Source organism: Brevundimonas vesicularis, assembly GCF_014204545.1.
Lineage (GTDB): Bacteria > Pseudomonadota > Alphaproteobacteria > Caulobacterales > Caulobacteraceae > Brevundimonas > Brevundimonas vesicularis_B.
The window spans coordinates 802,914-826,707 of sequence record NZ_JACHLJ010000001.1; the positions used below are offsets into that span (position 1 = coordinate 802,914).

Below are 23,794 nucleotides of genomic sequence, written 5' to 3' on the forward strand. Positions count from 1 at the left end.
TTAGTCCACTTTCTTGAAGATCACCGAGGCGTTGGTGCCCCCGAAACCGAAGCTGTTGGACATGGCTACGTCGATCTTCATCGGCTTGGCGGTGTTGGGGACCAGATCGATGGGCGTCTCCATCTCAGGGTCGTCCAGATTGATCGTCGGCGGCGCGATCTGATCTCGGATGGCCAGCACGCAGAAGGCCGCCTCGATGGCGCCCGCCGCGCCCAGCAGGTGTCCGGTCATCGACTTGGTCGAGGAAACGGTCAGGTTCTGCGCATGATCGCCGACCAACCCCTCGATCCCCTTCAGCTCGATCCAGTCGGCCATGGTCGAGGTGCCGTGGGCATTCACGTAGTCCAGGTCCGACGGCTGCAGACCGGCCCGCTTCAGCGCCGCCTTCATGGCCCGCACCCCGCCTTCGCCGTCCTCGGACGGAGCGGTGATGTGATAGGCGTCGCCGCTCATGCCGTAGCCCACGACCTCGGCATAGATTTTGGCTCCGCGAGCCTTGGCGTGTTCGTATTCTTCCAGCACCAGGATGCCGGCGCCCTCGCCCATGACGAAGCCCGCATGGCCCCGATCATAGGGGCGCGACGCCTTCTCGGGCGTGTCATTATAGGCGGTGCACAGCGCCTTGCAGGCCAGGAAGCCCGCGATGCCGATCGGCACGACCGAGCTTTCCGCCCCGCCCGCCACCATCACGTCCGCGTCGTCCAGCGCGATCATTCTCGCCGCGTCGCCGATGGCGTGGGCGCCGGTGGCGCAGGCGGTGACGGCCGCATGGTTCGGCCCCTTCAGACCGTGACGGATCGAAATCTGGCCGCCGGCGAGGTTGATCAGGGCGCTGGGGATGAAGAAGGGGCTGACGCGACGCACGCCCTGTTCCTTCAGGACGATGGCCGTATCGGCGATGGGGCCCAGGCCGCCGATGCCCGAGCCGACCATCACGCCGGTGCGCTCCTTGTCTTCGTCCGTCTCCGGCTTCCAGTTGGCGTCAGCCAAGGCCTCATCCGCCGCCGCGATGGCATAGAGGATGAAGTCGTCGACGCGCTTCCGGTCCTTGGCGGACATGATCTTCTCGGGGTCGAAGTCGCCTTCGCCGCCTCCGCCGCGTCCATCCACGCTCGGCACTTCGCCGGCGATGGTGCAGCCGTAACCGGTAGTGTCGAACGACGTGATCGGGCCGATGCCCGAGCGTCCCTCGACGATGCCCTTCCAGCTTTTCTCGACGCCCCAACCCAGGGGGGTCAGCAGACCGATGCCCGTAACGACGACGCGGCGCATGGTGCGTGCTCCTTCAAATCCATCCGTCCTGGGAATCACATGGGGATTCGCGAGGGTCAGAAACAGTAAAGGCCGCCGGGCGTCTCCGCTAGGAGCGCCGGGCGGCCCTGTGAACCGTCAGCCTGTTCGGCCGATTCGGCGACTGAGATCAGCCGGCCGACTTTTCGTCGATGAACTTGACCGCATCGCCGACCGTCTGGATGTGCTCAGCGGCGTCATCCGGGATCTCGATGTCGAATTCTTCTTCGAAGGCCATCACCAGCTCGACGTTGTCGAGCGAGTCGGCGCCCAGGTCGTCGATGAAGCTGGCCTTTTCGGTGACCTTGTCCGGATCGGCGTCCAGATGGTCGATGACGATCTTGCGAACGCGCTCGAGGGTGTCGGACATGAGTGTCTCTCTGCCTGTTTGAAATCGCCGTAGAGGCGGGGGTAGCTCAGAAATCGCCGTCTCACGGCAGCGTTGGCGACGCAAGCCCGAAAGCCCGAACCGCCGACGCATTCAACCCTTTAGCACAGGCTTTCGGGCTGGAAATAGTCTGTTGCGCGACGTGATAAGGGCTGTAGCCCTTAAATCATCGCCATGCCGCCGTTCACGTGCAGGGTCTGACCTGTCACATAGGCGGCTTCATCGGAAGACAGATAGACGGCGGCGGCGGCGATCTCGTCGCCCGAACCCAGTCGGCCCGCCGGAATCTTGGTCAGAATGGTCTCACGCTGCTGATCGTTCAGCACGTCGGTCATCGGCGATGCGATGAAGCCTGGCGCGATGCAGTTGACGGTGATGCCGCGCGATCCGACCTCCTGCGCCAGCGACTTGGAAAAGCCGATCATGCCGGCCTTGGACGCGGAATAGTTGGTTTGGCCCGGATTGCCAGTCACGCCGACCACCGACGTGACGCCGATGATTCGTCCCGAACGGCGCTTCATCATCCCCTTCACCGCCGCGCGTGTCAGGCGGAAATAGCTTTCCAGATTGATCTTGATGACCGACTGGAAGTCCTCGTCCTTCATCCGCATCAGCAGGCCATCCTTGGTGATGCCCGCATTGGCCACCAGGATGTCCAGGGCTGAGCCCGCCGCCGTCTCGGCCGCCGCGACGAGATTGTCGACCGACTCAGGATCCGACAGGTTCGCCGTGGCGAAATGCGCCCGTTCGCCCAGTTCCTTGGCCAGATCCGCCAGCACCGCCTCGCGCGTGCCCGACAGCACGACGGTCGCGCCTTGCGCATGCAGCGCCCGCGCCACCGCCCCGCCGATCCCGCCCGTCGCGCCGGTCACCAGCGCGGTCTTACCTGCAAGATTGAACATTTGTTCCCTCTATTCCTTCCGTCATCCTCGGGCTGGAGCCGAGGATCAGGCGCCGTGCAGCGCCGATGTCGATGATGGCGTTAAAAGCCGAAGTGCGGACGGTCCGATCCTCGGGTCAAGCCCGAGGATGACGACTGCGTGGGCTCACAACGCCTTGGCGAACGCTTCCAGTTCTTCGGGCGTATTCAGAGGCAAGGCCTCGGCGTCCGGCGCGATCCGCTTGGCCATGCCGGTCAGCACCTTGCCCGAGCCGATCTCGACGAAACGCGTGACGCCGCCTTCGGTCGCCATCCACTCCATGCTCTCGCGCCAGCGAACCCGGCCGGTGACCTGCTCCACCAGCAGCCGGCGGATCACCTCAGGATCGCGCTCCGGCCGCGCCAGCACATTGGCCACCACGGGAACCGCTGGCGCCAGAATGGTCGCCGAGGCCAACGCCGCCGCCATCTCGTCCGCCGCCGGCTGCATCAGCGGGCAGTGGAAGGGCGCCGAGACGTTCAGCGGGATCGCCCGCGCGCCCAGTTCCTTGGCCTTCTCGATGGCTCGATCCACGGCGGCCTTCTCGCCTGAGATGACGATGTTGCCGTTGTTGTTGTCATTCGCGACCACACAGACGCCGACCTCCGACCCGGCCGCCGCGGCCGCTTCTGCCAGCGCGAGGTCGGTCTTGGGTCCGATCAGCGAGGCCATTGCCCCCTGCCCCACCGGCACCGCGCGCTGCATTGCCTGGCCGCGCAGTTTCAGCAGCCGCGCCGTATCCGACAGCGAAATCGCGCCCGCCGCCGCCAGGGCCGAATATTCGCCCAGCGAGTGACCGGCCACATAGGCCGCGCTCGCCACGTCAAAGCCGAACTCGGCTTTCAAAGCCCGGATCGCCGCCACGGACACCGCCATCAGGGCGGGCTGGGCGTTCTCGGTCAGGGTCAGTTGGTCCTCAGGCCCTTCACGCATCAGCACCGACAGCTTCTGGCCCAGGGCCTCGTCCACCTCGGCGAAGACGTCGCGAGCGGATTGGAAGGCGTCCGCCAGCTGCGCGCCCATGCCGACGGCTTGGCTGCCCTGTCCCGGAAACAGAAGTGCGAGGGTCATCGACCGCTCCCTGAATCATTGATCAAGAGCGCGGACCCGTAAGCCCAGACTTACCCGAGGGCAAGCGGAGGCGATGCGTGCTTTTGCGTCTGATCGTTTCCACGACCGCAGGGATGTTGCCTCAGGAGAGCCTAGCGGCGCCCGGATTTTGTGAGCAGTCGATCACGCGCGGCGTTGACGCGCGTCGCCAGACCCGCCGTGCCGCCCTGATCGGGATGGGCGCGAGCCATGGCGCGTTTCCAGGCGGCTCTTATCTCCGCCTCGGTCGCGGCTGGTCCGACGCCCAGCACGGCGCGGGCGTCCGCTTCGCTGATGTGTTCGGATCGGATGATCGGTCGCTGGCGGGACGACCAGGCCAGATAGAGACCAGCCCCGGCCAGCGCCGCCGCCGTCAGCCATGATCCCCGAAACGCCGCAAGCGCGCCGCCAGCCAGAAGAGCCGCGCCCAGCAGGGTCGCGGTCACCCGCCAGTGGGCGCGTCCGCGTCGCTCGGTCTGCCGGCCCAGCCGCACCAGCGCCCAGACGGCGATCGCCGCCAGGGCCAGCCAGATCAACCCCATCAGGCGATCAGGCCGCCACGTCCAAAGGGCTGAGAACCTGCTCCAGGCCCATTGCCATCATCAGATTGCGCATCTCCTGGCGCGCAGCGACGTGGGCCAGGGACACCGCGACAGGCCGAATGTCGTTCGACAGGTCGGCCACCGTCAGGCCGAACGGGAACAGCTCGCGATAGATGACCCGGTCACGCAGGCCCGGACCGACGCGGAAGCCGACGCGCTTGGCCAGCTTGGTCATCCGTTCTTCCAGACGCTTGCGGTTGCGGGCCTCCGCGACGGCGAGGCGGTTGGTGACCACCAGCCAGTCGATCGTGGCGTGACGGCCCTGGGCGATGGCGCGCTGCTTACGTGCCTCCCAGACGCTCTCGGAATAGATGGAGGGTTTCAGCAGATCCAGGGTGACCGGATCAACGTCGCCCAGCAGGTCGAAGTCGACGAAGCTGTCGTTCATCGGCGTCACGATCTGATCGGCGCGGGCGTGAGCGGCGTTCGACACCGCCGTGTCGCCGCCGGGCGTGTCGATCAGGATGCAATCGACGCCCCGCGCCGCCGCCTCATCGAAAGCGCGCTCGAAGGTGGCGATCTGTTCGGCGACGTCCGACTTGGCCAGGGCCTTGCCGTCGCCCATGTCGGGAATGAACGGCTGGGGCAGATCGTGCCCGTTAGCCGCCAGCCAGGCCAGACGGTTGTGGAAGAAGCGCTGCATCGAGCGCTGGCGCAGGTCCAGATCGATGATCGCCACCGAGCGCCCGGCGTGCAGCAGCCCGGTCACAATGTGGATGGCCAGGGTGGACTTGCCCGCCCCGCCCTTTTCGTTGCCGAGGACGATCACATGCGGCTGCGTCATTCGAGGGAATCCTCTGTGCCGACCGCGCGACTCAGACTGCGCGGTCCTAGGTCCGGCCAGACTCGGCCTCAACGGGCCAAACGTCAACGGAACCTTAACGCAGACCTGTGGACGGCGAACGGGGGTCGATCAGCTGTTGCGTGCGCACCAGGCGTCGGCGACAGCGGCGGAGCGGCATACCGCAGCGGCGGTTTCGGTCGAGACCGGTCCGACCTTCAGCCGCGTGAGCCGACGGCCGTCCACCTCGACCTCCTGATAGATCGGCGACAACCCCGACAGGTCTGATGTCGTCTTGACCCGATCCCAGGCCTGGCGAGCGCCGGCCGCACTGGAATAGGCGCCCAGTTGGATCGTTCGCCCGGTTTCCGGCGCCGTCGTGAGGCTGGCGGGACGCAACACAGGCGCCTGAATCCGCGAGACCGCTTCGTCCGCCACGGCCTTGACAACCGCGGGCGAAGCAGCCCGAATGACCGCATCGCGCAGGCCCGGCGCGTCGCCGACGGGGCGAAGGCCCGCCTGAACGTCTCGGGCGTCCCACATGGCGTGGGGATCCATGACGGCCACCTTGACCGGCGTGAAGCGCACAGGCCGCAGTCCGGCCTTTTCAGCCACGGCATGCCGGGTTTCGCGATCACCGGCCGAGAGCGGAATGTCGATCGCCGCGACGTTATCGGCCATCGCGCTGAATCGATGAGGATCGCTGTCCACCGCGCCGCAGCCGGCGACGGCAAGGCTGCTGGCGAAGGCCAGGGCGATCAGAACTGGACGGGTCGCTTCTGCGGGCGTCATAAGCACGACCCTAGAGCCCAGACTTTGCGGTCTGGTGCATCAACAGGCTTAAGCGGAAAGGTTAATCCCTTCATCATGATAGACGCCGCCCCCCCGTTTACCCCTTTGGCCGTCGTCCGCACCGTCGCCGACCTGCGGGCGATCGTCCGGGACTGGAAACGTCAAGGCCTGAGCGTCGGCATGGTTCCGACGATGGGCGCCCTGCATGAAGGCCACCTGACGCTGGTGCGCGAAGCCGCACGCCGCGCCGACCGCGTCGTCGCCTCCAACTTCGTCAATCCGACCCAGTTCGCGGCGCATGAGGATCTGGGCAAATATCCCCGCCAGCAGGAGGAAGACGCCCGCCTGCTGGCCGGCGCAGGCTGCCACCTGATGTTCGCGCCCTCAGCCGACGAAATGTATCCAGAAGGCTTTGCAACCAGCGTCGCCGTCGCCGGCCCGGCGTTGGGTCTCGAGGGCGATTTCCGGCCGCAAATGTTCGGCGGGGTCGCCTTGGTCGTCACCAAACTGTTCAACCAAGTCCAGCCTGATGTCGCGGTCTTCGGCGAGAAGGACTACCAACAGCTGATGGTCGTTCGTCGGTTCGTGCGCGATCTGGACCTGCCGGTCGAGATCGTCGGGGCGCCGACGGAGCGGGATGGCTGGGGCCTGGCCCTGTCGTCACGCAACGCCTACCTGTCAGAGACCGAGCTTAAGACCGCCCGCCGGCTGAACGGCATTCTGGCGGAGGCGGGCGTCCAAGCTTCCAGCGGCCGCCCCCTGCCCGGTGTCGAACGTGAAGCCTATGCCGCCCTTCTGAAAGCCGGGTTTGATCGGGTCGATTACGTCGCCATCCGCCACGCCAAGGACCTGACGCCGTTCCGCAACGACATCTTCGACGCCCCCGCCCGCATCCTGGTGGCCGCTTGGCTGGGCAAGACGCGCCTGATCGACAACATGGCCGTCTGAAAAGAAGGGCCGCATCCGGTTCTGGACATAGGGCGGCGAATTGCACGTGTGAAAAGTAGTGCAATGGCGTGCAATTGAAGGAACGGATCCTTGTTTTCGTTCAAGAAAACAACAGCACCCGAATTGCACAGTGCAACGAAGTGCAATCCGGGCCTGAAAGTTGGACCGGGGAAATAGTCCAAAGAGCCTAACAAGCCCAAGTCTTGTCGAGGGATGGCGATGTCAAAGACCGAGCCGGCATCATAATGGCGTTTGACGTCGGACTCAGGACAAAGCCGATCCCCGCCCTTCAAGCCGCTGAAAAGATGCTGTTTCGCCCAGGCGAAAAGGATGGCTGGCGGCCGCGACATAGCAGCCGCCAGTCCGGAACCGCCATTCCTCAAATACTGACCGATCTAACCGATCGCGCCGACGCAGCCCTCGGCGTCGCCCGGCGCCAGATCGGCGTCGGTCAGGGCGATGGTCCAGCCGTGATGCGTGTTCAGGCCCCAGCGCCGCGCGCCGCCGCCGTCGCCCGCGTCCCCACCAGCAGTGACCACCACGCGTCGGCCTTTGGGCAGAGCCGGCGGATCGATCTTGCCGACCGCCAGAGACGTCGGCGTCTCGCCGCCATAGCCGTCGAACACGCTCAACATCGACCATTCGCGACGCAGGCCCATCCACCAGGCGTCCTCGGTATTGATCGCCAGCACGGCGATCCCGTGGCCTTCGGCGGCGAAGGCCAGGGCCTTTTGCGGGTCGCGCACCATCTTGATGTCGGCGGCGGCCCCGAAACGCAGGCGCGCGCCGTCATAGGCGCGGGTCGGTTCGATCGGGGCCCAGACCTGGACCTGAAGCCGACCCTGGCGCGCCAGCCCCCAGCCGACAATCTCGCGCCACAGATGTTCGACCGCCTCGGCGTTCTCGGGCTTGGCCTGCTTGAGCATGCGCGAGAGGACGGTCTGCTCGCGATCGGGACGCAGCTTGGTGTGCGGTCCCGTGGGCGCGTCCTTGGCGCGGCCGACGGTGGCGGCGATGGCCAGGCGCTGCTCGAAGAGCGCCAGGATCTGGTCGTCGATGCCGTCGATCTCGGCGCGCAGGGCGGCCAGCGCCTGCTGTTCGGGGGTCAGGTCGGCCACGTCAGGCCAGACTTGCTGGATTTTGGAATTGGGCATGGGAAAAGGCTTTCGGCATTCTGGATTTCAATATGTGCAAAGGCGAACAGCCGCTCTGGTCCAGAGCGGTCGCCGGTGAAGCAGTCAGGGACGGATTGCGCCCGACGCCTCAGCCGGCGTATCGAAAGCCGTAAAAGCCGTAGCCGAAATAGAGGCCGGAAACCGCGCGCGAACGGTCGAAAGAAACAGAAAGAGCGCGCAGGCGGGACATGGTCCGGTTCCGGTTTGTGCGGATCGTGTTGCGACCCGTGGGTGACTTAAGGACGCAAAGACCTTGCGCCGTCAAGCCTCAGGGAAGCTCAACAGGACAAAACGCGTCTGATTATCGCCGGAATCCTGCAAGTCGTTGCGCAGGATCGACAGGCCGTACACCTCCGCCGCGCCGACTGGGGCGATGGCCGCCCGTGTCGGATCGCCCGCTTCGGCGACATCGCGCGCCGCGCCTGCGGTATCGAAATGCTCGATGACCTCGACATTCAAACCGGCCAGCGTGCCCTTGCACTGGGCCAGGGCGATGGGGTGGCTCTCGACCGTGCGGATATCGGACAGGCGCGCGCCGTCGATCGCCATCAGCGCATGACGGATCGGCCGCCAGACCTGGGCGACCGGCTCCACGCCAAGCCCGCCTACCAGCGTCGCCGCCGGCTCGACCACGCCGATGGTCGAGTTCTCGACCGGGATCAGGGCGCAACCGCAGTCGCCGGCGCGCAGCGCCTCCAGGGCCTGGGCGAAGGTTTCGAACGCCACCGCCTCGTCCCACGGACGCAGGGCCAGACAGGCCTCATGGCTGAACGATCCGGGCGCGCCCTGATAGGCGACCCGGCCGGGCTTTTCCTCAGTTGGAGCCGCTGATTGCATCGATCACTCCCTCGGTCTCGGAACGATCTGGCGCTGCTCAGTGGCGGCACCGTGACCGGATCGGCCCGCATTTGGGGCGCTGACGACGGTTAGGCCGCCGCCGACTGCGCCACCCGCCCGGCCTTCAGCCGCTCCGCGACCAGGAAGGCCAGCTCCAGCGCCTGGTCGGCGTTCAGGCGCGGGTCGCAGTGGGTGTGATAGCGGTTGGACAGGTCGTCTTCCGTCACGGCCTGGGCGCCGCCGATGCATTCGGTGACGTTCTGGCCGGTCATTTCCAGATGGACGCCGCCGGGGTGGACGCCTTCCGCCTCGGCCACATCGATGAAGGTCCGCACCTCGCCCAGAATCCGGTCGAACGGCCGGGTCTTGTAGCCGTTGCCGGCCTTCAGCGTATTGCCGTGCATCGGGTCGATGGACCAGATCACCTTGCGGCCCGAGGCCTTCACTTCGCGCATCAGCTTGGGCAAGCGTTCGCCGACCTTGTCGTGACCGAAACGTCCGATCAGCGTCAGACGACCGGAGACGTTGTCCGGGTTCAGGGCGTCGATCAGCGGCAGCAGGTCGTCGGCCGTCATCGTCGGTCCGCACTTCACGCCGATGGGGTTCTTGATCCCCTTCATGAACTCGACGTGGGCGCCGTCCAGCTGACGCGTGCGCTCGCCGATCCACAGCATGTGGGCCGAGGTGTCGAACCATTCGCCAGAACCGCCATCCAGACGCGTCAGGGCGCTTTCGACGTTGAGCAGCAGGGCCTCGTGACTGGTGAAGACCTCGACCCGGCTCAGGTCCGGATGGGTCTCGGGCGTGACGCCGACCGCCTCCATGAAGGCCAGGGCCTCGGTGATCTTGTCGGCCAGCTCACGGTACTGGGCGCCGGCGGCGTTGTCTCCGGCGAAGCCCAGGGTCCAGCGATGGATGTTGTACAGGTCGGCATAGCCGCCGCCGGCGAAGGCGCGCAGCAGGTTCAGCGTCGAGGCCGACTGGTTATAGGCGCGGATCAAACGCTGCGGATCGGGCGCGCGCTCCTCCGGTGTAAAGCCCATGCCGTTGATGATGTCGCCGCGATAGCTGGGCAGTTCGACGCCGTCGATCTCCTCCAGCGGCGACGAGCGGGGCTTGGCGAACTGACCTGCGATCCGCCCCACCTTCACCACCGGCTTGCGTCCAGCGAAGGTCAGCACGACCGCCATCTGCAGGATCAGGCGGAAGGTATCGCGGATATTGTCGGTCGAGAACTCCTTGAAACTCTCGGCGCAGTCGCCGCCCTGGAGCAGGAAGGCGTCACCCCGCTCGACCTGCGCCAGCTTCGACGTCAGGCGCCGCGCCTCGCCGGCGAAAACCAGCGGCGGCAAGGCGCGCAACTCGTCTTCTACTCGCGCAAGAGCGGCAGGATCCGGATAGTCCGCCGGCATATGCAGGGCGGTCTTGGTTCTCCAGCTTTCGGGGGTCCAGCGTGTCATCGCGCAAGAATAGGACTTCGCGCCTATTCAAACAACGAAAAGCCAGGAGGATTTTGCCGCGAAATGTCAGTCTTCCGAAGAAGGCGACTTTTCCGCCGCAGCTTCAGCCTTACGTTCGGCCTTGGCCGCCGCCTTCTCGGCCGCTTTCAGCGCTGCGGCGCGCTCACGTTCCTGACGCTCAAAGCTGTAGTTGGGTTTGCGAGCCATCGGCGTCCTCGTCTCTTATCGTGATCTTGCGGTGAAAGTGGCGATGCAATCGGTCGGACGCAATCGCCAAATCCAGCACCGTGCAAAAGCGGCTCACAGCAGTCTCTCCTTACGCGTCAAAATCTTGGCTGCGGCGTCGAAGGCGATGAACAGGCGAGCTAGAAGGGTCATGGGCTCTAAACGCTTGGCCCTATTCGATGTTCAGTCCAGCGAACCTTCGTCGCACCCGAAAGGCAGGCGCTCATGTCGACCCAACCCATCCTCCTCGGCGGTGTCGAAGCTGGCGGCACCAAGTTTATCTGTGGTGTCGCCACCGCCGACGGCGTGATTGTCGACCAGATGCGCATCCCGACGACGTCGCCCGACGAGACGCTCGATGCGGTCGCGGCCTTCTTCGTCCACGCACAATCGAACTACGGCCGGCTTTGTGCACTGGCGATCGTCAGCTTCGGCCCTTTGTCATTGAAGCCCGACGCGCCGGATTTCGGCGCCATCACCAGCACGCCCAAGCCAGGATGGAGCGACGTCAACCTGTTGGCCCGTCTACGCCGCCGCCTCGATGTTCCAATGACGCTGGACACCGATGTGAACGGCGCGGCCGTGGGCGAACGCCTGTTCGGCAGCGGGCAAGGACTGGAAAGCTTCTGCTACGTCACGGTCGGCACCGGCGTGGGGGTCGGGGTGATGATCGACGGCGCGCCGCATGGCGGGGCGAACCATCCCGAAGCCGGTCATATCCGACTGCCTCGCGCCAAGGGCGACGAGACCTTCTCGGGCGTCTGCCCCTTCCACGGCGACTGCCTGGAAGGCCTGGCGAGCGGGCCGGCGCTGCAAGCGCGCTGGGGCGCGGCCGCCGAGACGTTTTCTCACGATCATCCGGCCTGGCCGATGGCGGCGGAGTATATCGCCGGGCTGTGCACCAACCTGACCTACACGCTGCGGCCGGAGCGAATCATCATCGGCGGCGGCGTGATGCAGCCGCACATGCATGATCTGGTCAGGCAGGCGCTAATGAGACAGCTCGGCGGCTATGACGCGAGCCTGCGGGGTCTGGATATGAAAACCTACATCGTGGCGCCGACCGCGGGCGTATCCGCCGGCCTGATGGGCGCATTGGCCCTCGCCTACCGTTCTGGCACGGGCGAGTGGCCCAAGGACTGGGCGACGCAAGGCCAGGGTCAAAATAGAGTGGAGATGGTGGACGCGACAGGGATTGAACCTGTGACCCCCTCGGTGTGAACGAAGCGTGTTCCGCCTGAAAGGCCCTTACCGCTTGGATTGGGTCTTCGCTACTTTCCGGTTTCGTTCACGGTGTTTTCGACCATTTGCGGGAAGTAACTGGGAAGCATCAGCGCATCGCGCGCCGCGCGGCGGATTGGTGATCCGGCCTGTGGTGCCCGTAATGGCTCTCCAGGGTCGCTGTCGTCATGCCGAGATATCCCGCCGCTTCCCAGCCATCGACGTTTTGTTCCATCAGCCAAGTCGCCGCCGTGTGTCGGAGCCAATGCGGCGTAACGCCCGAAAGCCCGGCCGCCTTGGCGCATGCGGCGAACCCCGTCCGCACCGATCCGATCTGCTCCCCGCCATGATGGATGACGATCGCCAAGCCCCTCTTCTCGTCGATGCTGCGCCAACGCCGGAGGTGCGCCAGAAGCCGGGGCGGCAACTTCACCAGAGGCCGCTTCTTGTTCGCTGCGACACTTTCATTCCGGCCGCGCCGATAGATGATGCCGCGCTCCAGATCGACCCAGGGGTTGTTCAGGCTTTCCAACCACGACAGACGCTTGATCGCTGTCGAGCGGGTACCGGTGTAAAGCCCGATCAGAATGAAGCGACGAAGGTGCGCCCGGTTCTCCCGGCCGGATGACGAATCGCCCCTTTGCATGGTCGCGCGCAGAAGGGCTGCCGCCTGCGATCGCGTGAGGGCGTCCCGGTTGCTTTCCGCCTTCTCTGGGAGGACGACCATCGGCCGGCGCGTCAGGTGATGCTCTGCATCCCAGAAGCCGATCGCCGCCGATAGAACCTCCAGCTCGCGCCGCGCTGTCTGCGCAGACACCTTTCGCCCGGTCGAGCCGGTGCGGATGACCTGGGACGTCCTGTGGCGGACATAGGCATTGCAGGAAGACCGCTTGACGTCCGAGAGCGTCTGCTCGCCCCAGAAGGCATTCAGGTGGTCGACAAACCCCTTCATGGTCGCGGGATCCGCCTTGAGCTGAGGGCCGCGCTCCATGCTGTAGAGCGCGAGGGCGTCAGCTACGAGGACTTGAGCGGGATCACTGTTGCCGACTGGCTTGGCCCATTTTTCCGCGATGAACGCGGCGAGTTGTCGTTCCGCGTCGTCCAGGCGCTCGACGCTGCAGCCTGTGCCAACCTCACTCTTTCCGTCACGGATGAACCAACGGTCGGGGAGCTGCTGGCCCGTCCGGTTGTCGATCCGGCCTTTGCGGAGGTAGAGGCGCGGGCCTTTGGACTGACGGGGCATCGAAAGAGGGCTTTCACAGCAGCGGGGGTGACGAAGTAGGAGCCCCCAACTCGGGAGGCCGTCAAGCGCCCGCGGGCGATCTCCGTCCGCATGGCCGAAACCGTTATAGGGAGCACTGCGCCAAAAACGGACACAAACTCGGCCAGCGTCATCGGATCATCGTCGGTCCAATCTTCCGGCGCCGGCCGGTCAGCGGTGCGGCATTTGAGGTTCGCGCTCATCTCCACACTCCCCTGCGTTCTCTCCGGGCTGCGTTCTCATCGCGCCGGTATGGATCTCCGAAGTTCGTCTCGCTGATGGCCAGCCCCTCGCGGACCAGCTGGGCGCCCAGATCGCGCCCCCTGGCCGTGCAGACCGCGACGTTGCGGCGATACCGATCTGTGTCGGTGATCGTGCAGCGGGCGCTGGCGCTGGCCAACTGACGGGCGCGGGCAGCCGCGGCCGAAGCCGTGGACCGGGCGACGGGCGAGCAAGCCCAGACATCCGGCCGCTGGCGGCAGCGGGTGAAGGGCGCGACTTCCCCGGTATCAATCCCAGCCAAACGCAACCGGTGGCGCTCGCCGTCGGCGGTGACGCACCAGCCGCTGTCGCCATCGCTCATGAGTAGGGTCGCGCAGATCAGTACGACGGCGCTCATCCCTCCCCCTTCCCATTGCGGGCGAGGAAGGCGCGGATATTGGATAGGCAAGACCTGATGGCGACCATTTCCGCGTAATCGACCCCCTTGCCTTCGAAGGTGTCCATAAGCTTATCAATGCCGTTCTCTTGCAGGTCCTTGGCTGCAACCTCGGCCGCCCACATCGCCTCACAACGGTCCTTCAGTTCAGCAATCAGGGCTTTGATGGTGGAGGGGTTGGCGGCTTCCGAAAACTGGCGTTGGCGATTGAACCATGACCGACGACGCCTATCAGGCATCGGCAACAGCGCCTCATCCGCCAGCTTCTCCAGCGCGTCTAGGTCGATGACCTTTTTGGTGGCCTCACCGATATGGTCTGTCATGCGTCACCTGTCGGGGCGGCGGGAAACGGCATCCAGTGGGTGGGCTTTTCAGAGGGGATCATCCTGACGGTATGAGAACCGCGCCACTCATGTCGCCCCCAGCCGGTCGGTCCCCACGTCGCATCTGTGAGACGACCCCTTTCTGGATAGAACAAGTCAACGACCGTCCCATCCTTCGGAGCGGTGCTGATGTCCTGCCACCCGCCCCGTGGCAGCGGCGATGCGGGGGCGGCTTTTGCTGCCAGTAAGAGCGCATAGAGGTCGTCAAGATCAACCATCATGGCTGTGGCCTTATCGACGTTACGCGCCCAAGCCGCATCTGTTGCAAGCTGAACGAAGCGATCTGGCAGGCGCAGCGCATCGTTGGCGGCTTCATTGCTCACGGCTGTGTCTCCTGCTGTAGGGCGGCGCGGGTCCGAATGCGGATTTGCCCGGCGAGAAGGTCGGCTGAATCGTCGCAGAAGCTGTCCGCTACGTTCTCGATGTCCTCCAACGCCTTCGCCAGCCTATCCGCTCGGGCTTCTGCTGCGTCGATCCTGGCTTGAGCGGATGCGGCGGTGACAAAAACCTCGCGGATGTCAGCGGCGAGGGTCACAGCGCCTTCCTCACGGAAATGGATTCCGTTTCCCGGGCCGAACTCGACAGCCGCTGCGATTGCTTTCAGCCGCTTTTCAGCCTCCAGCCCCGACGTGTTCGCGTTAGAGGGGGCGGTCATTGGTCGGACACCTTGATTGCGAACACCTCGACCGGTTCTGTGCCGAAGTGCGGATGAGTGAGGGTGATTTCGCGATAGCCGCGCCATGGCAGGACTAGTCGTCGCGCGTGGTCGTCTCGGGCCGGATAGCCACGCGTCAGGACGATCCGGTCGTAGGACCGGCCTTCCAGCCGTTTTCGCCAATAGTCCGTGCGAAGGCGGAACTCTTCGACCTTCAAGCCATCACGGATCGCGTCGAAATACTCGCCGTTCAGGGCTAGGGTCAGATCACCCATCACTCTCCCCCTTCCTTCGCGGCGGTCGATTTCAGGGCGGCTTCCACCGCGTCAGCAGCTGCACGCAGGCATTCAGCCGCACCGTCAATGCGACAATGCTGAAATGAGGCAAGCGGAGGGCTGTTGTTAATCCTCACCACATAATCGCTGGGATGCTTGTCTGGTGTGAACGGATCGGCCGTGACGTTCTGTATCCAAAGAGCCATCTACTTCCCCTCCGATTTCAGGGCGGCGAGGGCTTGACGGGCCTTTTTGAAATCACCGATTGCATGGCTTGTTTCGGCGCGGTCAGAGCCGCCTTTACCGTTGACCTGTTCCCAATAGTCGGCTCGCCGCGCGAACGGCTCCAACGCCTCCACCGCGATCCGCATCCTGTCGGCATCGGCGGCGGGGGTCGGGGATGGGTGGGCTGAATCCTTGCCTGCCAAATATACCTTGTTGCGCATCTGAGTGATACGGCAGCAAATGTCGTTCAAGCCTAACTCGTCACCGTTCAGGACGGAGCCGCCTGTGGCGTGTGCGACCACGTTGCGCAGAATCGTGCGCAAGTCCCCCGCCGCCCCTTCGTCTTGGGCCTCGGCTTCCTGACACGAACACCGCCGTTCCGTTTGATGGGTGACGCCGGTGTCTCCGCAATCAGTGCAGGGCGTGTCCTCGTCCTGGGCCTCGGCTCGGGCGGGGGTGGTGGAGAGGGCGGACACGAGCGCGTCGGTGGCGTTCTGCGTGATCTCGAACCGCATGGCGGCGCGATCAGCAAACTTCTCAGGCACATCGACCGAAGCCGCAATGACCGCTTCTCGCACAATCGCCTCTATGCGCCCCCGATCATTCCCTTGCTGGCCTCCCAAGGCGAGGGGGCGGGCGGATAGGAGGGCGGGCTTGGAACCATGCAGCGCGTCGCCCATGGTCTGACACAGGGTCACGAGAGGGTGTAGCGCCCATGATCCGAGCGGACGTAGCGAGCGGGCATCTAGGGCGACGCCGGGCGAAACGACAAACACCGGGACGCCAGCCGCCAAGGCCATGCCGACTTCGATAAACGCGCCTTTCAGCGGAAAGTCGTCAGGCTCGACATAGAGGATCAGGCGTTCGGCCGAGTTGACCTCGCGCAAGATGCGCTCCCACAGTTCGCCTAGGTCGTGGCTCTGGCCTTCGCCGTCCTCGTCAATCCACGTCGAGATGATCGGAGCGCCGCCAGCGCGAAGAGTGCGCCACATTTCGCCCCGCGCCGGGACGCTTGCACGGCTGGCCACATAGACGCCCGACCGCGTCTCTCCGCTCGGTTGGGGGCGGAGGGCGGCCGGAAGGTCCGCGATCAGGACTTCGGCGTGGCAATGAGCGGTGAGCAGATTATCGTTCATCAGCCAGTCCGGCACACGCTCAATCGCTATGGCTAGGGCCTGAGCGGTCTGCACCAAATCATGCGCCTCGCCATCGAAGACGGTCTCCCGCTCCGGCCCGCTCGCTTCGACCGGAGAGGTGGGGGCGAGGCGGAAGGCTTCGACCATGACGCCACCTTTGCGCCACGAAACGATGTCGCTGTAGTATTGCTCGACAAGACCATTGGTCCAGCGAACCTCCACCATCCGCCCCGGCACCGGGTTCTCGCCGCCAGACCACGGCATCCAGCCGGATTCGTCAGGGCGGCCGATGAAGTTGAAATCTCCGTAGTGCGTGTCTCGGATCAGTGTTTCTTTGCCGCTATCGCCTGACAGCCAAACACCGGCCTTGTCGTGGTAATCGTAAGGCTCGTAAACGCGGCAGAACCGCAAAACATGCTGGCGGTTTGGGGACATCAACAAATCGCCCTTCACGAGCAGCTTCACGTCATCCCCGCTCAGCGGGCCGGGTGTGGGGGCTTGGGTCACGAGCGATGCTCCCGGGGCTGGCGAGAGGATTGGATGTGGGCCAGCAGTTGGCGGCCCAGCTGTTCGGTGAAGGCGGGCGGGATGGCCTCTGACATTTCGGCGCAGGTGGCCCAGGTCATACCCATGGCCTCCGACATCGCGGCACGGTGTCCGCCTTCCCAAACGTCGCGGGTTCCACGTCCGCCGGCCGATGCGGCGCGGCGCCGGGCATGTCCGCCATAGACGCCGATTACCGGACGGGCGTCGTGCTGACAGGGGGATGGCGGGCTGATCGCGATGTTGCTTTCGAACAGCCTATGCCGCCGAAGCTGGCACCCTTGGGCGCCGAGGCCGAACATAGAGCCGCAGAGGGTGATCGGATCGACCATCGCCCATCGCGCCTCCTCAACGTTCTCGATGATCCAGGGCACGCCGGCTGCTTTCAAGATCGCACGCGTCTGTTCGATCAACAGCGGCGCTCCCTTGGCCCCAGGGGCGTGGCGCATCGGTGTATAGCCCTGGCAGGGCGGCGAGGCGTGGATGGCGTCGAAGGACCGCAGGAAACGTCGATCAAGCGTCAGAGCGTCGTGCTGGATGAAGGCAAACGGATAGTTGCGCTGCGGCTCCAGATCGACGCCGACGACCTCGAACCCGGCACGGTGATAGCCCATGCCAGCGCCGCCCGCGTTACAGAACAGGTCGAGCACCCTCACGACGCGCCCTCCCCCTCATTTGCGGGGCTGTCTTCTCCGGTGGCGAGGGAAATGGCGTCACGCAGCGCCATGGTGAGATCGGCTTCATCGGCGCCGTAGAGGCAGCGGATGTCCTCCTCGTCGAGGCCGACATACGGTTGGTGGCTCTTGATCGCGACTGCCAGCAGATCAGGCGCCGCGGCGATCAGGCGGGCGTTGGCTTCCACCTCTTCGTCATTGCCGTATGCGCTCGGCTCAACAGCGAAACAGACTGGCTGCGGACGGGCGCCGCAGATGGTCATGTAGGTGGACGAAGGGCCGTCGTAATCGACCGACCAGTCCTCGGAGCCGTTGACGTCTATCCGCCAAGGCCCCGGCGTATGTCCCTGCTTCTCCCCCATCAGACGCGGGCCTCCGATTGGGCGCGGAGGATAGGATGTCCGTCAGGTGCGATGACGTAGATCGGCGGGTTGCCGATAGCAGCAGCGTCCCATTGTGCATGGCAGCCATCGCGGATTGGGTCGTCGAACCAATACTGTCCGTCACGATCCATGCACGGCGTTCGGCCATTTGAGCCGCGCACGGTCGGCCCTTTCATGGGCACAACCAGCTCCTCGACCTCCCCGACTTGCTCGCCGTCCTTGTAGATTTCGCGCCGGATGTCGTGCTCGCCGAGCGGCAAGACCAGCTCGTAATGGCAGTTCCAGGAAAGCTCTCCGTCCCAATCCATGTCGTGGGGATCGGCGCGACGTTCCCACCTCATTTGCAGGCGCGGCGCGGGCAGCTTCTCGGTCAGCGATGTGATGGTCTGGTCAGACATCAGGCGGCTGCTCCAAATTTGGCGGTTTCATTGCCCCACACGGTCCAGCCTGGACGCGGCTCGCGGGCGAACATTTCGAGGTAGGGACCGGCGACCAGCGCCTCGATCCGGGCGTGGGTCTCGTCGGGCTTGCGGCTGTGCTCGCGGCGTGGAGCCTCGATGATCTGGCGGACGCCCTTGCCGAGCCGCTTTGGCCGGCCGCGCGTGAACAGCAAGCACGTCTCCGCTTCCTTGCGGGTCCAGTATCCCATGCCCATGCTGTGCTGCTGCCGAAACAGATCGGGCGTGTCGCCGCGCATCTTCGTCCAGATGAAGGCGTCGGTTTTGTAGGCGAAGCCCCAGGCACCCGCGAGGTCGATGGCTTCAAGAAGATGGGCGCCCACGATCCACATGAAGAGCGCGCAGTCGGGCGCCGCGACCTCAGAAACCGGCAATGCCTTCATGTCCGCGATCGACATCGTGGCGTAGGGATCTGGCGCGACCGTCGGCACAGCCGACTTGCCGTCGTAGGTCCGAAACGACCACGGCGGGTCAGCCAGGATGCAGCCGAATGGTCCAGCGGGAAGCTCGCCCATCCTCTAGCCCTCCCTGTTGGAGGAAGGGGCGGCGCCCTGATATTCGGCGTAGTACTGAGCGGCGGACGCGTAGGCATCGAGGCCGGCAGCAGCCCAGAAGGCGCGCTCATTCCGCTTGTGCTGGTCGTGCTGGTGGTGGTGGTGGCAGAGCGGGTTGCAGTGACGGTCGTGATTGCGCCGCTGCATGCCCGGGTTCACTGATCCAGCCGCCGCGTCGCTATAGCGGACATGCGCAGCCTCCACCGGGCCGTCACAGCCGCCCATGTGGCGCACGGCGCACGGCTGGCGGCGCAGGAAGGCGAGGAACCCCGTGTCGGTCTCGCGACCGCGCGTGGCGGTTCCTCGGGCTTTGCGTTCACCCTTGATCTTGGCTTTGGCCTCTTTCCGCTGGGCCGACTTGATGCGGGCGGCGGCGCGGATGATGTCGCGCTCTTGAGCGGTGACCATCATGCGGCCTCCCCGATGTGACGCCACGACCGGCCGTCTGCGATGGATTGGATGGTGGCCGGGTGAACGCCAAACTTGGCGGCCAGCCCTCGCTGCGTGCTGCCATGAAGGAGTTGAGCCTTGATCGAGCGGACCTGAGCGTCGGTCAGCCGCGCCTTGCCACTCTTTTCACCACGAGCGACGACACCGCGCCCCTTGGCGGTCATGTCGGCCATGTTGTCTTTCTGCGTCCCGAGGAAGAGGTGATCTGGGTTGCAGCAAAGGCGAACATCGCACTTGTGACAGACCATCAGGCCGTCCGGGATGGGGCCCTTAAAGGCCATCCATGCGGCTCTGCTAGCCGCGACGCTCTTCCCGCGAATGGGCAAGTTGCCGTAGCCGGCATTTGCGATGATCGCGCCTGACCACAGCCAACAGCCGCCCACGGTGTCGTATTCGACGCGGCGCAGTATCCGATCAGCGAGAGGGTGCTCCTTGATCATGCCGCCCTCCGCAAGTCTGCATCGGCGTCGAAGTGCTCGATTGTCAGATTGTTCTGCGCGGACCAGGCCAAGATCAGCTCAATGAGATCCGAAAACTCGGACTTGGTGAGCTTGGACGACTGAAGCCCGAGCGGGAGCATGGAGGTGCCGTCAAGGGTCGGCACAAAGCGCACCTCACGCCCAAGCGCCGCCAAGAACAAAGCCTTGTACGTTTCGGCATCCATCTGGACGCCGTTGTGCTCGGGGCGCTGTTTGACGATCTGGCCCAGCAGTGACCAGAGGGCGGCGTTCTGAGCGTCCGAGCGCTTCCCGTCGCGGACCTCCATCACCATGCCGAGACCTTCGCGGCAGGCCTTTTCGACCCAGGCGTGGGCGCGTTCGCGGGTGAAGGCGTTCAGGGGGATGGCGAACCGGCTCACAGCACGCGCTCTTCAGTGATCGCCACGCCAGGGATCATCGAACCGCGGCGGCCTGCGCGGACGTCAGCGTCGACCATGCTCTGGACCAGACGGCGGAACGGGCCATCGTCCTGGCGCCAGTAGAACTTCACCGCCTCGTTCAGGTCGATGATGGTCCCGACGTGCTTGGTGCGCAGGCCCATGGCCCGTTCACCACCCGTCGCGTGGGCGCGGTCGTTCGCTGCGATCTTCGCCGCCCGCTGAGCGTCTTCGGCCTCGCGGATCTTATCTTCGGCGGCCTCGCGGGCTTCCAGGTTGGCCGCGTCGGCGTTGCGGATGGCCTCAGCGGCGGCACGGGCGGCCTTCTCCGCTTCCTCGCGGGCGATGCGTTCCTTCTCGCGCTTCTCGTCGTCCAGCTTGCGCAGATACGGCGCCAAGGCGGCCTTGAGCGCGGCGACAGCCTTGTGGACTTTGCCGGGCGTCTTGTTCGTCGCCGGAGCGAAGAGCGGCGCATACTTGTCCTGCACCGCCGCCTTGGCGTCATCGAACGGCTTCACCTCGACCTTGCGCTGCTTCTCGGCGGCGTCGGCCGACTTACGCAGGGCGTCGATCACAGCCGACACGGCGTCAGCCTGCTTTTGGGTTTCGATGGTCGCTCCGTCGGCCCAGTTGCGGGCTTCTTCCAGCCACGACTCCGCGTCCTCGGCGATCAGGTCGAAGGGTGTCGAGTTCGACAGGTGGATGGGCTCGGCGCTCATGCCGCATCCTCCGACTGAGCAGCTTGCTCAGCGGCGAAGGCGTCGTCCCGGCGCTGCAGTTCTGCAGCCATGGCGTCGATCTCGGCCTGGCGCAGGCCGTCACGCTGTTCGCGGACCAGCTTGGCGTGGGCGCTGGCCAGGTGCGGATACGCCATGTCAGCGATCACGACGTCTTGGCCCTTGGAGTTCACGTAGAACATCAGGCGGCTTCCTTTTGATCGAAGGGGGTTTCTTCGGAGGCGGGCTTCTCAGTCGGAGCCTCGGCGAAGCGCTTGGCCTCGGTGCGCATCACGCCGATGACGTGGGCGAAGTTGCCGTCGTCCAGCGTTTCGCGAAGGCCGCTCTTCTGGCCCTCCCAGAAGTGGGTGAACTCTTCCTTCGTCTTGGCTTGGCGCAGTTGGTCGGCGGCGTATTGAGCGGCGGCGCTGGGGAAGTCCGGTTCGCGCTGCTGCTGCTGATGCTGATGGTTTCCAGCCGGGCGTTGCGGCGACGCGGCATTCGCGCCGTCATCGTCATCCTCTGCCGCAACACCGATCATCGCCGTCAGTGCGTAGCGACGGGCATAGGTGAGCGCTGATCCCATCTGCTGATGGTCAGCAGCGATTTGGCAGACCGGGTAGTCGCCCTCGATCCACTGACCTGCGTGAGACAGGCGCGTGACCAACATCATCATGTTGGTGCGCGGCATCGGCACTTGCGTGATGGAGATGCCGTGCTTGGCGAGGATTGGGCGCGAGGAAGCCAGCACGTCGCCTATGTCGGCATACGTGTAGGACATCTCGAAGTCCTTGCCGGTCTTCTTGGAAACGCCCTTTACTTTGGCTGTCTTGGTCTTCGCCGGGTTTTCCAGCTCGACCTGAGCCTTTGCCAAGGCGACATCGAACTTGTCGGTATGAACCGAAGTGCGGAGGGCGCTGCTAGGCGACGATTGCTCAGTCATGGATTGCTCCGAAGGTTCGGCAGCATCCCGGAGGGCTTCTTGGGCCTCTCCGGTCTCTGCTGCGGGGAAAAGGGTGTCGGTCACGGCAGGCGGCTCCACAGCAGGGCCAGCGCGGCGACGGGCGCCATGCAGGCCAGCAGAGCGGGAACGAGGGCCAGCAGCCGGAACGGCGTGGCGCGGGCGTCGAACGGCGCGGTGCGCGGGTCGCCCCAATGCCCGACCGGATCAGCAGACCCGACGACCGACATGGAGCGGTCACGGTTGCCGGTGGCGCGGGCGGCGGGGAACAGCGGATCGGCCGGGATGATGCGGAGGTCGGTCACGCTGCGGCCTCCACGGGGCTGTAATCCAGCTCTTTCGGGTGGCAGGGCGTCGAGAACTTCATGCCGTCGAACACGACGTGGACGTAGTTGTCGTAAGCCTTCTTGCCCGCGATCTTACCGAACTTGCCGGTCACCGTGTGCCGGACGCGCGCACCGGGAACCGGGTTCACGCCGTACGCTTGTTTCACATATTCGTAGGCCATTAGGCTGCGGCTCCCATGCTCACCGGAACAGCCAGGGCCGAACCGGAAGGGTCTGTGTCAGGGGTGGTGGGGTCAGCATCGTTCGCGGCGTTCAGGCGGCGGCTCATGGCCTCGCCCAGCCGGACGGCCCTCGTGACGGAGCGGACCTGAAGGTCGATCAGCGTCCCGAGGATTTCGCGGGTCAGCGCGTCCTCTTCGGGCTCGCAGGTCGGACCCCAGCGTTCGCGGAAGTCGCGGATCGCCTCGATGGCGGCGTCAACGGCTGTAGGGCCTACGCTGTCCTTGAGGGCGGTGATGGCGCGTATGCGGTTCACAGGTCACCACCCTGTTCGAAGTAGGCCGTGACTTCCTCTGGGGTCATAACGTCGATGACCTGTTCCGCCTCGCGGTCCCAGATGACCGAGATACCTTCGGCCTCCGGCGCTTCGCACGGCACGATGATGAAACGGTCGCCGATCATGCCGCCACCGCCGAGAACATCGCCGCCTTCGCCACGGTCAGCTCACGGCGCCATTCAGCAGCCTTGCGCTCTCCGATTTCCTTGCGGGCGAGGTAGGCGGTCAGGGCGTCGCCCTTAGCGACCGAGATCAGATAGTCGAGGTCGGCGTTCGCCCTGCCCTCTTCCATGGCTTGAAAGTCGTAGAGGGCGGCGCGGATGGCGCTGTCGCCTTCGTCATTCCGGTGCGGGCCGAAGTCGCGCAGGGCGGCGGCGGACGATCCGGCGTGAAGCGCCATCTGGCGGGCGGTCGCAGCGGCCTCGCTGGGCGAACCGGCCCAGACCTGATCGGCAATCTGTGCGCCTTCCGGCAGCAGACGAAGCGCGGCTTCGTGCTTTCCGGGGCGGCGTTGGGTGGAGGCGGCCATCACGCGGCCTCACGTTCGGCGATGGCGACAGCGCAGGCGGCGCGGCCCGCTTCAGCGCGCAGCAGCTTGCGGACGGCGGGGCCATCGACGGGCGGTTCATAGCGCATGGCGATCCGCCACAGGTCCGCCTTGCTGGCGACGTTGGCGAAGACGGCGCCGGTGGACATGCCCATCTCGTCGGCGATCTCGCGGATGCCGATGGCTTCATAGGTGCCGGGCTCAGCCCAAAGCTTGCGGGCGGCGGCGATCAGCTTGGCGCGGGTCGCGGCTTTGGCGAGCTGGCGCTTGTTCGGGGTGGTGGCTTGGGTCTGCATGAGTGCGGCTCCGTTGTTGAAGCCATCCTACACATCGTAGGGATTGCGTCTAGCCCCTATTCCTACTTTTTGTAGGCATGGATACGCCAAATCCGGACGTAGCCTCTCGCGCTAGGACTCGACTTGGCTGCAAAACCGGCGATTCGTTAACGGGAGAGAGAGGAGACGGTA

The 23,794-nt window shown here is 65.2% G+C and carries 37 protein-coding genes; 2 read left to right on the forward strand and 35 right to left on the reverse strand.

Annotation, left to right across the window (positions count from 1 at the left end; translation table 11 throughout):
* The 7 genes from fabF to HNP47_RS04025 form a co-directional block, all read right to left on the reverse strand.
* A complete protein-coding gene (gene fabF, locus HNP47_RS03995) occupies positions 1-1,272 on the reverse strand; it encodes a beta-ketoacyl-ACP synthase II (RefSeq protein ID WP_055755180.1) in 1,272 nt (423 codons plus the stop codon).
* 148 nt (positions 1,273-1,420) lie between these two features.
* Positions 1,421-1,660: an acyl carrier protein gene (locus HNP47_RS04000; protein ID WP_008264317.1), complete on the reverse strand. Its 240-nt coding sequence runs from the start codon at positions 1,658-1,660 to the stop codon at positions 1,421-1,423.
* A 179-nt stretch (positions 1,661-1,839) separates the two neighbouring features.
* Complete coding sequence (gene fabG / locus HNP47_RS04005) at positions 1,840-2,580, reverse strand: 3-oxoacyl-[acyl-carrier-protein] reductase (RefSeq protein ID WP_184278423.1); 741 nt, start codon at positions 2,578-2,580, stop codon at positions 1,840-1,842.
* Between the two features lie 144 nt (positions 2,581-2,724).
* A complete protein-coding gene (fabD, locus tag HNP47_RS04010) occupies positions 2,725-3,669 on the reverse strand; it encodes an ACP S-malonyltransferase (protein ID WP_184278424.1) in 945 nt (314 codons plus the stop codon).
* 131 nt (positions 3,670-3,800) lie between these two features.
* Positions 3,801-4,229, reverse strand: a complete 429-nt coding sequence (locus HNP47_RS04015; RefSeq protein WP_184278425.1) for a molecular chaperone DnaJ — start codon at positions 4,227-4,229, stop codon at positions 3,801-3,803.
* A gap of 7 nt (positions 4,230-4,236) precedes the next feature.
* Positions 4,237-5,073, reverse strand: a complete 837-nt coding sequence (locus tag HNP47_RS04020; protein WP_055808642.1) for a division plane positioning ATPase MipZ — start codon at positions 5,071-5,073, stop codon at positions 4,237-4,239.
* Between the two features lie 129 nt (positions 5,074-5,202).
* Positions 5,203-5,862 carry an SPOR domain-containing protein gene (locus HNP47_RS04025; RefSeq protein WP_184278426.1) on the reverse strand — a complete coding sequence of 220 codons (660 nt, stop codon included), beginning with the start codon at positions 5,860-5,862 and terminating at the stop codon, positions 5,203-5,205.
* Positions 5,863-5,937: 75 nt separating this feature from the next.
* Here HNP47_RS04025 and panC point away from each other — a divergent pair, with 75 nt between their 5' ends.
* On the forward strand, positions 5,938-6,810 hold the full coding sequence (panC, locus tag HNP47_RS04030) for a pantoate--beta-alanine ligase (protein WP_184278427.1): 873 nt from the start codon (positions 5,938-5,940) through the stop codon (positions 6,808-6,810).
* A gap of 395 nt (positions 6,811-7,205) precedes the next feature.
* On the opposite strand, the gene HNP47_RS04035 is transcribed toward panC, so the two are convergent.
* The 4 genes from HNP47_RS04035 to HNP47_RS04050 form a co-directional block, all read right to left on the reverse strand.
* On the reverse strand, positions 7,206-7,964 hold the full coding sequence (locus HNP47_RS04035) for a chorismate mutase (protein ID WP_184278428.1): 759 nt from the start codon (positions 7,962-7,964) through the stop codon (positions 7,206-7,208).
* Between the two features lie 282 nt (positions 7,965-8,246).
* Positions 8,247-8,822, reverse strand: a complete 576-nt coding sequence (locus tag HNP47_RS04040; protein WP_184278429.1) for a prephenate dehydratase domain-containing protein — start codon at positions 8,820-8,822, stop codon at positions 8,247-8,249.
* Between the two features lie 89 nt (positions 8,823-8,911).
* Positions 8,912-10,282 carry a class II 3-deoxy-7-phosphoheptulonate synthase gene (locus tag HNP47_RS04045; protein ID WP_153925671.1) on the reverse strand — a complete coding sequence of 457 codons (1,371 nt, stop codon included), beginning with the start codon at positions 10,280-10,282 and terminating at the stop codon, positions 8,912-8,914.
* Positions 10,283-10,348: 66 nt separating this feature from the next.
* A complete protein-coding gene (locus HNP47_RS04050) occupies positions 10,349-10,489 on the reverse strand; it encodes a hypothetical protein (protein ID WP_165116349.1) in 141 nt (46 codons plus the stop codon).
* A gap of 243 nt (positions 10,490-10,732) precedes the next feature.
* Here HNP47_RS04050 and HNP47_RS04055 point away from each other — a divergent pair, with 243 nt between their 5' ends.
* On the forward strand, positions 10,733-11,728 hold the full coding sequence (locus HNP47_RS04055; protein ID WP_184278430.1) for an ROK family protein: 996 nt from the start codon (positions 10,733-10,735) through the stop codon (positions 11,726-11,728).
* A gap of 109 nt (positions 11,729-11,837) precedes the next feature.
* On the opposite strand, the gene HNP47_RS04060 is transcribed toward HNP47_RS04055, so the two are convergent.
* From HNP47_RS04060 to HNP47_RS04175, 24 genes are all read right to left on the reverse strand, one after another.
* A complete protein-coding gene (locus HNP47_RS04060; protein ID WP_184278431.1) occupies positions 11,838-12,971 on the reverse strand; it encodes a site-specific integrase in 1,134 nt (377 codons plus the stop codon).
* A 217-nt stretch (positions 12,972-13,188) separates the two neighbouring features.
* Complete coding sequence (locus tag HNP47_RS04065; RefSeq protein ID WP_184278432.1) at positions 13,189-13,608, reverse strand: thermonuclease family protein; 420 nt, start codon at positions 13,606-13,608, stop codon at positions 13,189-13,191.
* Positions 13,605-13,970, reverse strand: a complete 366-nt coding sequence (locus HNP47_RS04070) for a hypothetical protein (protein ID WP_184278433.1) — start codon at positions 13,968-13,970, stop codon at positions 13,605-13,607. Before HNP47_RS04070 ends, HNP47_RS04065 begins: the two co-directional genes overlap by 4 nt.
* Positions 13,967-14,353 (reverse strand): DUF551 domain-containing protein, encoded by a 387-nt coding sequence (locus HNP47_RS04075; RefSeq protein WP_184278434.1) that lies wholly within the window; start codon positions 14,351-14,353, stop codon positions 13,967-13,969. The genes HNP47_RS04070 and HNP47_RS04075 overlap by 4 nt, the downstream gene beginning before the upstream one ends.
* Entirely contained in the window at positions 14,350-14,685 is a 336-nt protein-coding gene (locus HNP47_RS04080; protein ID WP_184278435.1) for a hypothetical protein, read from the reverse strand. Before HNP47_RS04080 ends, HNP47_RS04075 begins: the two co-directional genes overlap by 4 nt.
* On the reverse strand, positions 14,682-14,960 hold the full coding sequence (locus HNP47_RS04085; protein ID WP_184278436.1) for an ASCH domain-containing protein: 279 nt from the start codon (positions 14,958-14,960) through the stop codon (positions 14,682-14,684). The genes HNP47_RS04080 and HNP47_RS04085 overlap by 4 nt, the downstream gene beginning before the upstream one ends.
* Positions 14,960-15,166, reverse strand: a complete 207-nt coding sequence (locus HNP47_RS04090) for a hypothetical protein (protein ID WP_184278437.1) — start codon at positions 15,164-15,166, stop codon at positions 14,960-14,962. The genes HNP47_RS04085 and HNP47_RS04090 overlap by 1 nt, the downstream gene beginning before the upstream one ends.
* On the reverse strand, positions 15,167-16,828 hold the full coding sequence (locus HNP47_RS04095; RefSeq protein ID WP_184278438.1) for a hypothetical protein: 1,662 nt from the start codon (positions 16,826-16,828) through the stop codon (positions 15,167-15,169).
* A complete protein-coding gene (locus HNP47_RS04100; protein ID WP_221414908.1) occupies positions 16,825-17,520 on the reverse strand; it encodes a DNA cytosine methyltransferase in 696 nt (231 codons plus the stop codon). Before HNP47_RS04100 ends, HNP47_RS04095 begins: the two co-directional genes overlap by 4 nt.
* A complete protein-coding gene (locus HNP47_RS04105; RefSeq protein ID WP_184278439.1) occupies positions 17,517-17,900 on the reverse strand; it encodes a hypothetical protein in 384 nt (127 codons plus the stop codon). Before HNP47_RS04105 ends, HNP47_RS04100 begins: the two co-directional genes overlap by 4 nt.
* Complete coding sequence (locus HNP47_RS04110) at positions 17,900-18,319, reverse strand: hypothetical protein (RefSeq protein WP_184278440.1); 420 nt, start codon at positions 18,317-18,319, stop codon at positions 17,900-17,902. Before HNP47_RS04110 ends, HNP47_RS04105 begins: the two co-directional genes overlap by 1 nt.
* Positions 18,319-18,894: an MT-A70 family methyltransferase gene (locus HNP47_RS04115; protein ID WP_184278441.1), complete on the reverse strand. Its 576-nt coding sequence runs from the start codon at positions 18,892-18,894 to the stop codon at positions 18,319-18,321. The genes HNP47_RS04110 and HNP47_RS04115 overlap by 1 nt, the downstream gene beginning before the upstream one ends.
* Positions 18,895-18,897: 3 nt before the next feature.
* Complete coding sequence (locus HNP47_RS04120) at positions 18,898-19,344, reverse strand: hypothetical protein (RefSeq protein WP_184278442.1); 447 nt, start codon at positions 19,342-19,344, stop codon at positions 18,898-18,900.
* The gene (locus tag HNP47_RS04125) at positions 19,341-19,823 is read right to left on the reverse strand and encodes an HNH endonuclease (protein WP_184278443.1); all 483 of its coding nucleotides are present in this window, start codon (positions 19,821-19,823) and stop codon (positions 19,341-19,343) included. Before HNP47_RS04125 ends, HNP47_RS04120 begins: the two co-directional genes overlap by 4 nt.
* Positions 19,820-20,242: a recombination protein NinB gene (locus HNP47_RS04130; protein WP_184278444.1), complete on the reverse strand. Its 423-nt coding sequence runs from the start codon at positions 20,240-20,242 to the stop codon at positions 19,820-19,822. Before HNP47_RS04130 ends, HNP47_RS04125 begins: the two co-directional genes overlap by 4 nt.
* Entirely contained in the window at positions 20,239-20,979 is a 741-nt protein-coding gene (locus HNP47_RS04135; protein WP_184278445.1) for a hypothetical protein, read from the reverse strand. Before HNP47_RS04135 ends, HNP47_RS04130 begins: the two co-directional genes overlap by 4 nt.
* Positions 20,976-21,179 (reverse strand): hypothetical protein, encoded by a 204-nt coding sequence (locus HNP47_RS04140; RefSeq protein ID WP_184278446.1) that lies wholly within the window; start codon positions 21,177-21,179, stop codon positions 20,976-20,978. Before HNP47_RS04140 ends, HNP47_RS04135 begins: the two co-directional genes overlap by 4 nt.
* Positions 21,179-22,003 (reverse strand): ERF family protein, encoded by an 825-nt coding sequence (locus tag HNP47_RS04145; protein WP_184278447.1) that lies wholly within the window; start codon positions 22,001-22,003, stop codon positions 21,179-21,181. Before HNP47_RS04145 ends, HNP47_RS04140 begins: the two co-directional genes overlap by 1 nt.
* Positions 22,000-22,242 (reverse strand): hypothetical protein, encoded by a 243-nt coding sequence (locus HNP47_RS04150; RefSeq protein ID WP_184278448.1) that lies wholly within the window; start codon positions 22,240-22,242, stop codon positions 22,000-22,002. Before HNP47_RS04150 ends, HNP47_RS04145 begins: the two co-directional genes overlap by 4 nt.
* Positions 22,239-22,445 carry a hypothetical protein gene (locus HNP47_RS04155; RefSeq protein ID WP_184278449.1) on the reverse strand — a complete coding sequence of 69 codons (207 nt, stop codon included), beginning with the start codon at positions 22,443-22,445 and terminating at the stop codon, positions 22,239-22,241. Before HNP47_RS04155 ends, HNP47_RS04150 begins: the two co-directional genes overlap by 4 nt.
* Positions 22,445-22,759 carry a hypothetical protein gene (locus HNP47_RS04160; RefSeq protein ID WP_184278450.1) on the reverse strand — a complete coding sequence of 105 codons (315 nt, stop codon included), beginning with the start codon at positions 22,757-22,759 and terminating at the stop codon, positions 22,445-22,447. Before HNP47_RS04160 ends, HNP47_RS04155 begins: the two co-directional genes overlap by 1 nt.
* Complete coding sequence (locus HNP47_RS04165; RefSeq protein ID WP_184278451.1) at positions 22,756-22,905, reverse strand: hypothetical protein; 150 nt, start codon at positions 22,903-22,905, stop codon at positions 22,756-22,758. The genes HNP47_RS04160 and HNP47_RS04165 overlap by 4 nt, the downstream gene beginning before the upstream one ends.
* Positions 22,902-23,309: a hypothetical protein gene (locus tag HNP47_RS04170; RefSeq protein ID WP_184278452.1), complete on the reverse strand. Its 408-nt coding sequence runs from the start codon at positions 23,307-23,309 to the stop codon at positions 22,902-22,904. The genes HNP47_RS04165 and HNP47_RS04170 overlap by 4 nt, the downstream gene beginning before the upstream one ends.
* Entirely contained in the window at positions 23,309-23,623 is a 315-nt protein-coding gene (locus HNP47_RS04175) for a TetR/AcrR family transcriptional regulator (protein ID WP_184278453.1), read from the reverse strand. The genes HNP47_RS04170 and HNP47_RS04175 overlap by 1 nt, the downstream gene beginning before the upstream one ends.
* Positions 23,624-23,794: the final 171 nt, after the last annotated feature.